Here is a 13,861-nt window from a genome sequence, read left to right as displayed (position 1 = left end):
TAGCCACAAATTATAAGGATTGAAATTATTTCTTTTATCATTTTGTCTCATTTCACGACAAACCGTGTATTGATTCGACAGATAAATTTTGCGACTCTGCGCCTTTGCGCGAAAATTACCTGCCAATTTTAAAAAAAAAATAACTCATGAATACAATATTATTAAAAGAAATGATTGCAAAGAATTATGTTCGGGTAAACAAACATCCTGAGCATGATTTGTACATCTATAACTATACACAAAATGCTCAATTTGAGCGAATTTGGAACGAGGTTACTTTAGCATGTCGAGGTCTTATTTTAGATGGAAATTACAATGTGGTTGCCAGACCTTTTCCTAAGTTTTTTAATTTAGGAGAAATGGAAAATCAGGTGCTTCCTGAGACCTCTTTTGAGGTGTATGATAAAATGGATGGTTCTTTGGGGATTTTGTACTGGATAGAGAATGTTCCCTTTATGGCGAGCAGAGGTTCGTTTTCTAGCGATCAGTCGGATAAGGCGAACGAAATGTTGCATGGAAAATACAAAGATACCTGGTCACTTTTAGATAAAAGAAAAACCTATTTGTTTGAAATTATTTATCCGGAAAACCGAATTGTTTTAGATTATGGTGTGGCAGAAGAATTGGTTTTACTGGCTATTGTTGATATTCAATCAGGAGCAGAATTTCCGTTAGAAAATATTGGTTTTCCGGTTGTTGAAAAATACGATGGTGTAAAAGATATTCAGCTTTTAAAAGAAATGGATACAGACAACAAAGAAGGTTTTATCATAAAGTATGCAAATAATTTTCGGGTAAAAATTAAGTTTGAAGAATACCTTCGCCTACACCGAATCATTACGCAAGTTTCTAATGTGAATATCTGGGAATTTTTGAAAACAAACCAGCCAATGGAAGAAATTCTGGAACGTGTTCCTGATGAATTTTTTACTTGGGTGAAACAAACAAAAACCGATTTAGAAAATCAATATTCGGAAATCGAAGCGCAATGTAAAACCGATTTTAAAATTTTGGAATCGCGAAAAGAAACCGCTTTGTACTTTTTGACTTGTCAATATTCAGGAGTATTATTTGCCATGATGGATAACAGGGATTATGCACCAATTATTTGGAAAATGATCCGTCCGAAGTTCGAAAAACCGTTTAATAAAGAAGAAGAATAAAAATTAAATTTAACTGCGCAAAATTACTGCGTAGTGACAAATCTATATTTGTCAAACAAAAATAAGCACCATGATTATACAACTTAAATCAGACAATAAATACTTTTTAGATATACTTTACAAAAATCCAAATACGGATCAGGGGCTTTATTTGAAAGAGTTAAAAGACGGAACCGTAATTGGAAACGCAGTTTCTGCGAATGAATATCACTGCGTTTTTTTAGACGGTAAACACAGTTATTTACCGGAAGAAGGAAATCAGATCGATTTTCAGAGTTATTGCAGTCCGTTATTGGCTTTGAACATCGCAACCGAATTTTTTAATCATTTGTACAAAGAGAATTCGGTTTTAGAAGAAACTGTAATTTCATGGCTGGATAAAAATTATAACGAAATTGATACTGAAAAATGTACCATCGAAATTGCTACTTTTTTTATCGATTCAGGCTGGTACAAAAATGAGCGTTATCTTTTGTCAAAATACATAGATGGTATTACATTAAACCATAAGATAGGCAACAATTTTGGATTAAAGATTAAAGGTGCAACGGTAAGAGAAGCGATGCAGAAATTCTCATTGGTGGCTTTGTTTACGCATTTTACTAATCGTTATGCGGTTTACACCTACATCGACGATTACTTTATACAAAAGCACATTACGATGTTTACCAATCTAAAAGGGATTCCGTATTTCGTATTTTATCTTTTTATAAAAAGAATTATGCGTTCTCCTAATCAGTTTGAGAAGTTTAAACCGCAATTAGAAGCTTATTTCAATAATGATGTTCAGTTTGTTTTTACAGATACCCACCAATCGAGAAAAGAATTTATTTGCCGTAAAATCGATTTTGATGAGAAAGTATTAGATTTTGGTTGTGGTGAATTGCAGTACTTTAAATTATTGCACAAAAGAGGATTCAAACAGGAATATTTCGCTTATGATGAGGTAGATTTTAGACCGATTGCAGAAAAAATTCAGGCATTGGAAAAAGCAGATAATTTGGTTTGGATAGAAAAGGTTGAAGAACTAAAAAATTTTGAAGGTCAGATTATCTTAAGTGAAGTTATTGAACATAATTCTTTTGAAGAAGCCAAGTCACTTTTGATCTGGATTAGAGATAACACGAAGTTCAGCAGATTATTTGTAACCACGCCGGATAAAGACTTTAATGTAAATTATGAAATGACAGAGGAGTTTAGACATGACGATCATGATTTTGAACTTTCAAACGCAGAATTTGTAGCCTTGATTAACGAAATTTTCCCAAATCCTAAATCATTTTATGGAGTAGGAGATTGCGTAAAAGGAGTTTACCCAACAAGTGCAGTAATCATTCAAAAAAAGTAAAAGATGTTAGATTTTAAAGTAAGAAATAGAATAGAGTGGTTTTGCAAGAATAAGATAAACGATTTTTCGCCAACCATTTCACCCGCTCCAAAAAGCAAGAGTAAAAATGAAATAGAAAGCATTGATGAAGCGATTCATTATTATTTAGAAAAAGGAGTATCTGAATTTGTGGTTCAAAAAAAATACATGGGTTCATATTGCACCATTTACCTAAAACGAAACCTTGATGAAACGTATTTTATTTCCAGAAATGGTTTTAAGATGGATCATATCGATGTAGAAAAAGCGATAAACAGTTTGAAGGAGTTATATGCCAAAATGCTGATTACTTTTCCGGATTTCGAAACTCTTATCATCGCCTCAGAATTATTGCCCTGGAAAGTTTTGGGTGCAGGTTTGATCGAGAAGGAATTTACAGGATATCACGATGCTTTAAAAACGCATAATGAATACTTGCAAGCTTCGGGTTTGTTGGAGAAGTTAGAAAGTGTGAAAAGCTCTGAATTGTTTACAACATATATTTCAGATAAAAAGTCACTCAGCAGAAAAGAGTTTAGCAGCAAGCACAAACCACACATTATCCGTCAGTACGAAGCTTTGCGAACGGTGAAAATTCCGGATATAGCAAAACAGGAAGAATCATTAAAGGTGTTTAAAAAACAAATCAACACTTTTGGTAACGAAGCCGAAATACATTTTAAACCGTTTACAATTTTAAAAATAGTGAACACATCGGGCGAAGAAGTTTTGCCAAACAGTAATTTGACGTATGAATTGGTAAATGATGATGCATTTTTAAATGTTGAAATTACCGCTCAGAACAAAGAAGAAAAGCTAAAGGGAATTTATTCTTTTTTCGAAAAATTGACAGAAGCAAACGAGGAAGGAATCATGATTAAGCCAAAGGAGAATTATATTAAAAATTTGCCTCCTTGTTTTAAAGTCAGAAATAACAATTATTTGACGATGATTTATGGCGTAAATTTTCATCAGGATTTCGATCATTATTTAGAAAAAAGAAACGTAAAGAAAAAAGTAGAACAATCGATAAACGGTTGGGAAATCAATCAGAAGATGCTTCAGATTCCGTATAAAGATTTAGAAGAAGAAAACTATTTAATGCGTTTACTTCTTTTAAAAAGAATCAATAACGAAGAAATAGAAAAAACATTAGATCCAAGATTATAATACGATTATAAAAATGAAAAAGACACCAACATTAACCATATTAGTAGGATGCCCGGCATCGGGGAAAAGTACTTTTGCCGAGTGGAAAGTGAGAACAGAATCTAATACGATGCGAATAAGCCGTGATGAAATCAGGTTCTCGCAATTTCAGGAAGTAATGGATCCGGCAGCAGAAAGTATGATTTCGAAAATCGTAAACGGACAAATCAAAACGTTACTTTCAAATGGTTGGAATGTGATCATGGATACTTGTAATGCTAAGTTAGAATATATCAAACAGCCGATCAACGATTTTGCTGAAATGGCAAATATTGAATTCAAAGTTTTTGAACTTCCGCTGGAGGAACTTTTTATTCGAAACGAAAAAAGAGAACGAAAAGTGCCAAAAAAAGTGATTGAAAACATGTACCACCAATTGCAAAAAACAAAAGAGAAGTTCGATTTTAAACCTATCAAAAAAGTGAACAAAAAATTAGAATACTGCGCTCAAAACCCAGAGCTTCCAAAAGCGATTATTTGTGATCTTGACGGAACATTGGCTTTAATGAACGGGAGAAATCCGTTTGATGCGAGTAAATGCGATGAAGACGAGCTGAACAATCCGGTGGCGAATGTTTTGAGGAATTACAAAAAGTTGGGATATCAAATATTGTTGGTTTCAGGGCGTGAAGACCGATACAAAGAACCAACATTGAGATTCCTTCAAAAACACGAAATCGAATATGATGCTCTGATCATGCGTAAAACAAGCGATAGCCGAAAAGATTCGATCATAAAAACAGAAATCTACAACGAATCTATAAAAGATAAATACTTCGTAGAATTTGTTTTAGACGATAGAAACCAAGTTGTCGATACATGGCGAAATGAACTAAAATTACCTTGCTTCCAGGTGTATTATGGGGATTTTTAAGCAAAGGTTCAAAGGTTCAGAGTAACAAAGGTTCAAAGGACATAAAAGCGTTGTAACTCTGAGCCTTGTTGGCAACAAAAAATAAAATAAAAACAATAAAATTGTACAAAGACTCCAAAGAGAAACCTTTGAGCCTATGCAGCTCAGAGCCTTAGAGCCTAAAAAAAAAGACTCCAAAGAGGAAAACCTCTGAACCTTTGCCTCTTTGAGCCTTTGTACCTATAAAAAAGAAAAAATGAACACATACATAGATATTGGAATTAATTTAACCAATAAACAATTCCATGACGACATAGACGATGTCGTACAAAATGCATTAGATGCCGACGTAGCGCAAATGATACTAACGGGCACAAGCGTAAAAAATAGTGAAGCTTCGGCTAGAATGGCGAGAGAATATCCGGGCGTGTTGTACGCTACAGCGGGAATTCATCCGCATGATGCTAAGAGTTTTGATGCGCAAAGTATTGCAAAGCTCCGAGACTTATTAAAACAGAAACAAGTCGTTTCAGTAGGTGAGTGCGGACTTGATTTTGATCGTGATTTTTCGCCCAGAAACGTACAGGAAACCTGCTACAAAGCCCAATTAGAATTGGCAATCGAAGTTCAGAAACCGTTGTTTTTGCATGAGAGAGCTGCTTTTACAAGGTTTCTGAGCATTACAAAAGAGTATTTACCGCAATTGCCAAAAGCAGTCGTGCATTGTTTTACAGGAAGTTTGCAGGAAGCCAAAACCTATCTCGATAACGGATTATTGCTGGGTTTTACCGGAGCAATTTCAGACACCAGACGTTTTGAGCATTTAAAAGAAGTCTTGCAATACGTTCCGCTGGAGAGCATGATGATCGAAACCGATGCGCCTTTTATGCTTCCTAAAAATGTTCCGAACAGCCTTTTGAAGAAATACCACGAACGCCGTTGCGAACCCGCTTATCTGCCTTACGTTGCCGGAACTGTCGCACAGTTTAAAGGAATTTCTCTAGACAAAGTAGCAGAGCAGACAACGAAGAATGCTAGAGCGTTTTTTGCTATTTAGGTTCAAAGGAGCAAAGGTGCAGAGGAACAAAGGGTAAGGCTTAAAACAGCATGAAGTAAACTTTGCGACTTAGTGCCTTTGCGAGATTAAAAAAAAAGATTAGGTGGCTTTTAAATCAGGTATAATTACTGGGTTTAAAGGCTTTTTGTTTATCTATATTTGAAAAAATCATGAAAGAAAAAATACTCCAAAAATTAAAAGAAATAGAACAAACGCATAACGTAACCATACTTTTTGCGGTAGAATCAGGAAGTCGTGCCTGGGGATTTGCTTCTCCGGACAGCGATTACGATATACGTTTTATATACAAACACAAATTGGATTACTATTTGTCGCTTTGGGAAAAACCAGACGTAATAGAATTCATGACCCAAGACGATCTTGACGGTTCCGGGTGGGACTTACGGAAAACCATAAAATTATTAGCAAAATCTAACGCACCTTTGATTGAATGGTTGTTTTCGCCTGTGGTATATTTTGAAGATGCCGATTTTGCAAAACAAATGCGTGAGATAGCTCTGAAATGTTTTTCGCCAATAGCGGTTTTGCATCACTATTTGGGAACGACTAAAAATTTTATAGAAGTATGCGAAATGGAAGAAGTAAAACTAAAAAGTTATTTCTACGCCCTGCGCACCGCTTTAGCCGGAAAATGGATTATAGAAACAAATACTTTTCCGCCTGTTGCTTTTGCTGATTTATTGCCAATCGCACCACAAAACATACAAGAAAAAATACTGGAATTACAACAAATAAAAGCCAATAAAGACGAAAAATATTTGCACCCAAAAGAAACTTTAATTACTGATTTTTTATTGGAAACTATACAATTTAATCAGGAGAATGCAAGTAAGTTGGGAAGTGGAAAGAAAATTAGTGAGGAATTGGATTTGTTTTTTAGGAATTTGATAAAATAATATTAGCTATATGAAAAAAGGTTATGATTTAATTCTTCCAATAAGTGATAGGTTTGATGATTATTTTTTAAATGACAAAATGGAATCGTTGACTTTTCTACCAAATTTTAACGAGATAAATATTATTGTAGGAGCTAATAATAGTGGTAAAAGTAGATTTATCCGAAATTTAATGAGTTATGGAAAATTTAATGCAGTAAAAGATTTAAATACTCTTAGAATTCTTGTAAATAAATACAATGAAGCTATTACTGATGTAAACAAAACAATTAATACTTCAATTAAGTCACTTGAACAAATAGCTCTTACAACAATTTATGCTACTGGAGGTACTCCAGATCAAGATAAAGCAGAGAGATTAAAGAAAAATGTATTAAATATACTCGAAGAAGATGCACTTCACGATTTTTTATCAATTATAAATCAAAATAAAATAAAACTTGAGAACATTGCTTTTGCAGGAATAACAAATTTATATTTAAGTATTTTTAGAGATATTGATGAATCATTTTTGAAAGTTTTTAATGTAAAGCGATATTTTATTCCAACGTTACGGACTGCTCATTCTTTATTTAATTTTAAAATTGAAAAACATTCTAAAATTGAGGAAGATATTTATTTAGATACTCTCGATTATTATTACGATTTAAAGGGAAAAAATGTTGAGGTTTTTACTGGGCTTCATCTCTATAAAGAAATTTTAAATACAAGAAATTCTAGAAGAGAGATAAGGAATAAGTTTGATCAATTTGAAGATTTCATTCGCTTAAACTTTTTTGATGGAAAAAAGATTGATATTGTTGCTGAGTTTGACAAAGACGAAAGTCTTAAAGGAAACAATAATTTAGAAATCATTAGTGTTCATATAGATGGAGAAAAAGAAACTCGTTCATTGTATGAATTAGGTGACGGAATTCAAGCATTAATAATTTTAATGTATAAAATTTTTATGGCAGAAGATACTTCATTTATATTTATTGATGAACCAGAACTTAATCTTCATCCTGGAATGCAAAGATTGTTTTTAGAGCAAATTACAAGTAATAAAGATTTAAAAAAGAAAAAATTAAACTATATTATTACAACACATTCCAATCATTTTTTAGATTTAACTATTGAAAAAGAAAATGTATCTATTTATTCCTTTTCTTCTAAAAGTAATGATTTAAATGATAAACAATTTTTAATAAAGAATGTAAATAGGGGAGATAATAGAATTCTTAAAGATTTAGGTGTAAATAATTCTTCTGTTTTTATGGCTAATTGTAGTATTTGGGTAGAAGGAATTTCGGATAGGAATTATATTAAAGCATTCTTGAAATCATATACAGAATACATTTTTAAAAATGATAAGAAGGAATATTTAAATATAAAGGAAGATATAGATTTTGCTTTTTTTGAGTATGCGGGATCTAATATTGATCACTATATTTTTGATGAAAAAGCGGAAAAAGAACATGAGGAAGATATTTTAAAAGATATAAAAGCTTTAGCACTAAGTAATAGAATTTTTCTTCTGGCAGATTCAGATGCATCAAATAAGAAAACTAAAAAAGGCAAAAAATTAATTGCTTTAGAGAAATCTAAAACGGAAAATTTTATTCCTAAAGTTATATGGAACATAAGAGAGATTGAAAATCTTATAACAAATGATATGTGGAAAGTTATTCTAAAAGATCTCTGTAATAAAACATTAGCTAAATCTCATGAATCAGATATTTTAGTAAAAATTGATCAAGCTTTGTCTGAAGTAAATTCTTCAAATTTTTTAAAAGATTATGTTGGACAATTTCTTGAGGAAGTTAGAAATAAAATGGGTACACTAAGATCATCATATATTCTCAATCAATCATTGTATGAAGTGAAATCAGATGGGAGTTTTGGAACAATAGTTAATAAACGAGAACTAAGTGAACTTGTATTTAATCAAAATTTTTCATGGGAAGTATTTAAAAAAAATAAAGAAATAGAAAACCTAACCATTGAAATTTATAATTTTATTACGCAAAAAAAATAATTAACATTTAGAGACTGAAATTCCAAAATCTTATTCTTTTTGAAATACTCATTTTATTTTTAAATAATTATTACATTATGTTTAAATACTTACTCTTAGCGCTTAACTTTTTTTATTTAACTGCTGTTTCTTCTCAAAATCTAAAAGAAATTAATTCTCTTGAAGAAGCTGAAAATTTTGTAAAATTAAATCCAAAGGCAGAAATTACAACTTTAGAAATTAGTAATGATAGTCTTGATTATTATAAAAATAGATTTCTTGAAAAAGATTTGATAGATAGAGATAGAATAGTACAGACTGAATCTATTATCTCAATGAGAATAAGTTATATTTATTTGGATGGGAGTAAATTAACCATTAATGATATTAATAAAAAAAGAGGAGAAATTATCAAATTATACAAAAAAGGAAAATCGTTTGAAGAATTAGTTGCAATTTATAATATGGACAGTAATGCTAACAAAGGTGATTTAGGATGGTTCAATGAAGGTACTATGAATAAAACATTTGAAGATGTGATTAAAAGCCATAAAAATAATGATTTGTTTGAAATTGATATTCCTGAAAATAAATGGTATTATGTTGTTTTGAAAACTTATAATGATTTACCAAAATCTATTTTTTATATATTAAGTGTACTTGACTAATAATAAGGATATCAACCAATCTTTATTTAGAATTATTTAGTCAAGTAAATAAATTCTTCCTATCAATTTGGAAACATCAACCAAAAAAATGCGCAAACCTCACCAAGAAGCTTGCGCATTTTTCATATAATAAATTCTTAGATCAAGAATTATTGTTTTGCTTTCAATAGTTTATCTAGAGCATCAGCTCTGTCTTTTTCAGATTTAACCAGACGTTCATAAAGTTCGACAACCTTATCAAGAGGATTAAATGTACAATGAGTAGGATGATTGCTAAACATTCCATTTCCTGCCGTACTATTATCATAAAAGGTATTGAAATAATTAAAGACAGATTCTTCTGTAAAGTTTTCAAGGGCTTCTACATTAACGCCAAGAGCTCTTGCAATTTGTGCAAGTCTTTGTTCTTCAATTTCATCACTTCCTTCAAGTATAGAAACAGTTTGTTGACTAACGCCCATTGCTTCTGCAAGCGCTTCCTGTTTCATACCACGAAGCTCTCTGATTCGGCTAATATTTCTGCCAATATGTTTTCGTTTTGTTCCTGTGTTCATAATTCAAAGATATTTAAAATTCTTTTATAAAAATACCAGTTGGTAAAATACCACCAAGTTTTGGTAGCGTACGTATCAGAATGTTGTATAAAACAAATTTATGCTTTTTCTTACTTTCGTAAAAATGTTATTTGTTGTTTTTAAAGAGGCTAAGTGTCTAAGGATCTAAGTTTCTAAGAATCCTAAACACTAAAACTAATTAACCGTAACCTGAAAAGAAAGCGTATCATTAATGATTGTTTTTTCTTTGTCGTTAAATTCATATTTTACAGTAGCTTGTATTGTATTGATTCCTTTTTGGGTTAAGGTTTCTTCTACTTCAATACCAACTTGAGATGTTTTTCGGAATGATAAATCGACCTTTGTGTTGTCTACATCTAAATTTTTTATCTTAAAAGTACGTTTGGCATTCGGTATGTTTGCTATTAAATATTCATATTTTAATGTATCTCCAACTTTTAAGTGTTGTTCTATTTTTGTTTTGAATTTTTCTTTATTTGCTACTTTGTATTGATAAATTTCTAGCAATGGAGTACCTTCATAACTTTCTACATTACCAAATTTGTCATAATAAATTATAAATTCAAGTTCTCCTAAATCATTGTACATGTAATATTTCATAGTCTTTTCGTTGAAATAATAAAAGGTACATTCTTCCTTTATTTTAACACTTTTATAATAGCATATAGATTCAATCATTTCATTATCAAAGTAATGAATGCTTTTTCCTTTAATGTGCCCATCAACAAAGCTACCTTCATCCGTTTTATTTCCGTTTTCATTATGAACAATATATTTACCATGTGGAATAGTATCATTGTTTCGTATTACAAATTCTGTTGTAAGTGTATCTTTTGTTTCTGGAATGTACCTTTTTAAAACAGGAGGCTTTTTATTTATAAGTGATAAAATTAGTAGTATTACACAAACGCTATAAACAGCGATTATTGTCAAAATTATTTTGTATTTCTTCTTCATTGGGTTTTTTCGATCTAATTTGTAATTTCTAATTTATTTTTCAATTTACATTTACATCAAAAGAGACAATTTTATTTAGTGTTGGTGTTATTTTATCCTCAAATTGGTATTGAGCTACAATTTGAATTCTATTAAATCCTTTTTTCGTTAAAACCTCTTCAACAATAATCTCTGTTGGTAATTTACTTTTGATAATCCTTTTTACTTTAGAATTATCAGCACCAACAGTTTCTATTTTAAAAGTTCTTTTGGCGTAGGGAATATTTGCTACTAGGTAATTATAGCGAATAGTATCACCTATTTTTAGAGTGCCAGCTTTAATTTCACGGAGTTTTTTATTTTCTATTTTATATTGTCCAATTGGCCAAATTGAATAGCCATCATACATTTTAACTACTTTGTTAGTGAATTTAATTATGAAAGCGGTTTTGCCAAGGCTATCGCACATTATATATTTGTTTTTCAATCCATTTTGGTCATAATAAGTGCATTCTAAATTTATTTCACTATTTTTTCTATAAAAAACAGATTTCAACTTACCATTATCATAATAATAAAAGCAGTTGCCATTTGGCTCATTATCAATAAATTTACCTTCAGAAATTTTAATTCCCTTTTCATTATAGCTAACAAATTTTCCATGAAAAATTGTATCGCCATTTCTAATAACATATTCATTTGTTCCTAGTAATTTTCCTTCTGGACTATATTTATTTAAAGTGTAAACTTTTTCATTTTTTAAATAAAAGTAAAGTGCTAACAATACAATAGTTACAATAGAAATTATAATTAGTATTTTTTTATTTTTCATTTTAATCTTTCATCTAATTAACAGTGACGTTAAAAGAAATAGTATCAGTAAGCGTTGGTGTAGTTTTGTCGTTAAATTTATATTCAACAATTGTTCTAATTGTATTTACGCCTTTTTTTACAAGAACCTCTTCCACATTGATTTCTACTGTTGAATTTTTAGTAATAGTTCTTTTAACTTTATTATTAGGGATAGCTAAATTTTCTATTTTCAAGCTTCTTTTGGTATAAGGTATATTGCCTAAAACATAAGTATGTTTTAAAATATCTCCCACTTTAAGATATTGATCATTTTTGATGTTAAACTTTTTCTTATTAGCAAATTTATACTGATAAACTTCAATTTGTGGAGAACCTTTATATGATTCAATTTCACCATTTTGATCGTATTTAGCAGTAAAAATAAGTCCGCCTAAAGGATTGTATAAAGCATATTTCTCTACGATACCATTAGGGTAATACCAAAAAGATTCTTCTTTAATATCTCCTTTTCTTTTATACTGAATAGATTCTATTTTTCCATTTTCAAAGTAGTTAATGCATTTTCCTTCTACGTGACCTTCGATAAAATTAGCTTCTGCTATTTTTGTACCTTTTTCGTTGTACGTAGTAAATTTACCTTGAAAAATACTGTCATTGTTTCTAATTACAAATTGAGACACACTTAATAAATGTGTTTTAGGGTCGTAATATCTGAAATCATGAAGTTGCTCTTCTTTTTTAATTGAAAAAACATATATAATAATTGCGCCACATGTTATTATTAAAAACAACAATAAAAATTTGATACTCTTTTTCATTTTGGTTTCTTAATTTGATCTTTTCTAGTGAAATTATACATTTGTGTTTTACTATTAAAAGTTTGTTCATATTCTTCTTGATATTTTCCATCATTAGCTATTTCCTTTATCGCTTTATCATATAATGACTTAGCTTCTTTCCCTCCATTTACACTATGATCAACAGCCGTTATCTTATCATTCATTTTATCATCCTTTGTCGGTTTTCCTCCATTTGTTCCTTTTCCTTTTGAAGTACTGCCTTTTACTTCAAAACCTAATATGGCAATCAGAGCGAATAATGCGCCTCCAAAATCAATCCAGGTAACATATCTTCCTCCTCTCATTAAGGCGCCAGGGTTTTGACTGAATCCTCCATCTGCAAATGCATATCCTCCGCCTAATTTAGGTGTTTTTTTCTTAAAATTGTACAGAATTTCTCCGTTATAGGTGATTAGTTTGGTGTCTCCGTTTAGCAACAATCGGTCACCATTTGCAAATGTTTTTCCCCACATGTGTCCAAGATTTGCATAGTTGTCAATCTTGGCATGTCCGTCGAGCCAGATTATTTCGCCATTTTCTTTATTTCTGTACCAATCAAAAGGCGTTTTTCCATCAAAATCTACTAATCGCAATAACGCTGCGTTATAAGCTCCGTAGGATTTAAATTGTCCTAAGTCATTGTCTAAGTTGTTTTTATGAAAACAACTACCCGTTCCATGCTCATCAAAGTCGAAATCAAAATTCATAATAATTATAATTTGTAAGTTATTACTTTTAATTCCTACAATTTATTCTTATTTGATAACGCCCACAATACCCACTTTCCGTGATTTTTTAAAAATACCGGAAAGTGGGTACGGAATAAAAACCCAAACCTTTCGAATACCAATTTATGAGATGTTTTTTTGAAACTGGAAACTACTTTTATAAGCTCATTTTAATGCCTTAATTTTTTAACATTAAAATAAGTTGCTTAAGTATAATCTTATTTTATAATTTGTTATTTTACAAGTCCAAATAAAAGCCAGAAAAAAATGAATACCACAATCTCTGTCAAACAATTAGGAAAAAAGCATCCTATATTGCAGGAAAAAGTAATAAGCCTGGATACTTCTGAATCAATTGTTTCGGTTCGAACTTTTTTAGAATTAATCGTAAAACATCAGGTTGAGCTCTTTCATGCTTCTTCATTTGAATGGGAGGATGAAGACAAAATTCATCTTCCGAAAGAAAATTACCTGCCAATTCTAACCGATACCGGAAAAGTAGGTTTCGGTGCGATCTACAATCACAATAAAGTTAATATCGTTACGGCGCAGGAAAACGCCATTGTAGCTTTTGAAGATGGTCTGTACGCCGTTTTTTATGGCGACGACCAACTCGAATCTTTAGACGATCAAATCGATTTAGCACAAAACAATCCCATCACCTTTATCAGACTTACATTTTTAGCAGGAAGCTACTGGTAGAATAAAAATGAGCAAAGTTTATAACTCATAACTTATAAT

General features: G+C 30.9%; 14 protein-coding genes. 9 read left to right on the top strand and 5 right to left on the bottom strand.

Annotated elements, in window-relative coordinates; all coding sequences use genetic code 11:
• The first annotated feature begins 146 nt into the window (after window positions 1-146).
• The 8 genes from B0A66_RS14980 to B0A66_RS14945 all read left to right on the top strand — a co-directional run bounded on the left by B0A66_RS14980 (window position 147) and on the right by B0A66_RS14945 (window position 9,229).
• Entirely contained in the window at window positions 147-1,163 is a 1,017-nt protein-coding gene (locus B0A66_RS14980; RefSeq protein WP_089050667.1) for an RNA ligase, read from the top strand.
• Window positions 1,164-1,233: 70 nt separating this feature from the next.
• Window positions 1,234-2,511: a methyltransferase domain-containing protein gene (locus B0A66_RS14975; RefSeq protein ID WP_089050666.1), complete on the top strand. Its 1,278-nt coding sequence runs from the start codon at window positions 1,234-1,236 to the stop codon at window positions 2,509-2,511.
• A 3-nt stretch (window positions 2,512-2,514) separates the two neighbouring features.
• Entirely contained in the window at window positions 2,515-3,699 is a 1,185-nt protein-coding gene (locus B0A66_RS14970; RefSeq protein WP_089050665.1) for a DNA ligase-like domain-containing protein, read from the top strand.
• A 13-nt stretch (window positions 3,700-3,712) separates the two neighbouring features.
• Window positions 3,713-4,612 carry a phosphatase domain-containing protein gene (locus B0A66_RS14965; RefSeq protein WP_089050664.1) on the top strand — a complete coding sequence of 300 codons (900 nt, stop codon included), beginning with the start codon at window positions 3,713-3,715 and terminating at the stop codon, window positions 4,610-4,612.
• Between the two features lie 235 nt (window positions 4,613-4,847).
• Window positions 4,848-5,648: a TatD family hydrolase gene (locus B0A66_RS14960; protein ID WP_089050663.1), complete on the top strand. Its 801-nt coding sequence runs from the start codon at window positions 4,848-4,850 to the stop codon at window positions 5,646-5,648.
• A 170-nt stretch (window positions 5,649-5,818) separates the two neighbouring features.
• The gene (locus B0A66_RS14955) at window positions 5,819-6,565 is read left to right on the top strand and encodes a nucleotidyltransferase domain-containing protein (protein ID WP_089050662.1); all 747 of its coding nucleotides are present in this window, start codon (window positions 5,819-5,821) and stop codon (window positions 6,563-6,565) included.
• Between the two features lie 10 nt (window positions 6,566-6,575).
• Window positions 6,576-8,582: an AAA family ATPase gene (locus B0A66_RS14950; protein WP_089050661.1), complete on the top strand. Its 2,007-nt coding sequence runs from the start codon at window positions 6,576-6,578 to the stop codon at window positions 8,580-8,582.
• 77 nt (window positions 8,583-8,659) lie between these two features.
• Window positions 8,660-9,229 (top strand): peptidylprolyl isomerase, encoded by a 570-nt coding sequence (locus B0A66_RS14945; RefSeq protein WP_089050660.1) that lies wholly within the window; start codon window positions 8,660-8,662, stop codon window positions 9,227-9,229.
• Between the two features lie 149 nt (window positions 9,230-9,378).
• On the opposite strand, the gene B0A66_RS14940 is transcribed toward B0A66_RS14945, so the two are convergent.
• The 5 genes from B0A66_RS14940 to B0A66_RS14920 all read right to left on the bottom strand — a co-directional run bounded on the left by B0A66_RS14940 (window position 9,379) and on the right by B0A66_RS14920 (window position 13,099).
• Window positions 9,379-9,783 carry a helix-turn-helix domain-containing protein gene (locus tag B0A66_RS14940; RefSeq protein ID WP_089050659.1) on the bottom strand — a complete coding sequence of 135 codons (405 nt, stop codon included), beginning with the start codon at window positions 9,781-9,783 and terminating at the stop codon, window positions 9,379-9,381.
• A 195-nt stretch (window positions 9,784-9,978) separates the two neighbouring features.
• Window positions 9,979-10,761: a toxin-antitoxin system YwqK family antitoxin gene (locus B0A66_RS14935; protein ID WP_089050658.1), complete on the bottom strand. Its 783-nt coding sequence runs from the start codon at window positions 10,759-10,761 to the stop codon at window positions 9,979-9,981.
• 40 nt (window positions 10,762-10,801) lie between these two features.
• Complete coding sequence (locus B0A66_RS14930) at window positions 10,802-11,572, bottom strand: toxin-antitoxin system YwqK family antitoxin (protein WP_089050657.1); 771 nt, start codon at window positions 11,570-11,572, stop codon at window positions 10,802-10,804.
• A gap of 13 nt (window positions 11,573-11,585) precedes the next feature.
• The gene (locus B0A66_RS14925) at window positions 11,586-12,371 is read right to left on the bottom strand and encodes a toxin-antitoxin system YwqK family antitoxin (protein WP_089050656.1); all 786 of its coding nucleotides are present in this window, start codon (window positions 12,369-12,371) and stop codon (window positions 11,586-11,588) included.
• Window positions 12,368-13,099 carry a hypothetical protein gene (locus B0A66_RS14920; protein WP_089050655.1) on the bottom strand — a complete coding sequence of 244 codons (732 nt, stop codon included), beginning with the start codon at window positions 13,097-13,099 and terminating at the stop codon, window positions 12,368-12,370. The genes B0A66_RS14925 and B0A66_RS14920 overlap by 4 nt, the downstream gene beginning before the upstream one ends.
• Before the next feature lie 288 nt (window positions 13,100-13,387).
• On the opposite strand from B0A66_RS14920, the gene B0A66_RS14915 reads away from it, so the two are divergent.
• A complete protein-coding gene (locus tag B0A66_RS14915) occupies window positions 13,388-13,822 on the top strand; it encodes a hypothetical protein (protein ID WP_089050654.1) in 435 nt (144 codons plus the stop codon).
• Window positions 13,823-13,861 lie beyond the last annotated feature (39 nt).

The sequence above is a fragment of the Flavobacterium hercynium genome, from assembly GCF_002217285.1.
GTDB classification, from domain to species: Bacteria; Bacteroidota; Bacteroidia; order Flavobacteriales; family Flavobacteriaceae; genus Flavobacterium; species Flavobacterium hercynium.
The sequence above is the reverse complement of the archived record's forward strand: the minus strand, read 5'-3'. Positions and strand labels throughout refer to the sequence as shown.